General features: G+C 38.5%; 1 protein-coding gene. It reads left to right on the top strand.

All coding sequences use genetic code 11. The features are described from left to right. The coding region (locus tag KDK16_RS06275) for a hypothetical protein (protein ID WP_257275197.1) at positions 1–1232 on the top strand (1232 nt) is incomplete at both ends.

Genomic DNA, 1232 nt, shown 5'->3' with positions numbered 1-1232 from the left:
TATGAGTTGTATGATGGCCTTGGTGCAGACACCATAGGGACTATATTGGGCTACATTCCGGAATACTCTCCCAAAGAGAACCTGACCATTGCAGACATGATTCAGCAACTGATAAAAACACTCCACCTTACGCTTAATGAAGACCAGAATGATTTGATGGCAATTCTATATTCTCTGCGGGGTACCGAATCACCTTTTCATATCCCTGAACTAGGCCTCGCTGCCTTGATGGCAAGTTACTATGCAGCCATCCATTCAAATGGAGCCTCTCCTGAAGCAGCACATTTCTTCTTTAACTCATTCCTGCTTAACGCCATAGAGTTATCTGATATCTGGGAACTCGGTCAAAAAAAATTTGAACTTTTAGGTACAATAGAACCCATCAAAGATCATGAAGTTTTAAAAGCAAATGTTAAAGAATATGCGTCAGCCATCTCCAGACTGAATTTTTTTAGAAAAATCTATGTTAGGCAAATGCAACAATTGGATATTTCTTTAAAAACTGAAAAGCCCGAGACACCAACCGATCCAATGATAAAAGCCGCTACCACTCTGCTCACCCATGGCATTTATACGAACGTAATACCTTGTTATCAGCGACATATCAAATCAGACGAGCGAATGTTAGTGTTAATAAAAGAATATGGTGAAAAAAACCCTGAATTAGTTGCCTCAAACAATCAGTTCGTGAATCTAATTAATACAATAAACAGAATTCTTGATCCTTTCTCGATAATATTTACAGAAAGATCTGTTAAGAATCTCTCGAGTTACTTTAGCAAATCAAACTGGGATGATACTGTAACCAGCTCTACAAACAGAAAAGACAAAGAACAGAAATTATTTGAAATATTCGAAAAGGTATTAAATGATGCAGAATACAACCCTGGAAATGGAAACCCTCAATTATTTCAAGAATTGCTTACAACCCTGTCAAATTACATAGAACAACAATTACAAAAAACTTTCCCTGATGCAAATGATTACCGAGCCATAATGGTAACCCTCGGCACAGGATTTGCCGACCTGCTGGAACAATCACAAACTATTTTGGCAATGCCTGAACCAACTATTGGTGCCGATGTCTATCAGCAGGCTGATGGAGCCCAACATGACAAAGCAGCGAAGGAACAAGAAGGAAAAGAGCTTAACGAAGAACAAGAGATAAAGAGAAAACACCTGAAAGAACGAATAAAATACTTGAGTGATTTCGTCGATTGGTTCAGGAGTCA

The organism is Endozoicomonas sp. SESOKO4 (genome assembly GCF_024606275.1).
The sequence above is the reverse complement of the archived record's forward strand: the minus strand, read 5'-3'. Positions and strand labels throughout refer to the sequence as shown.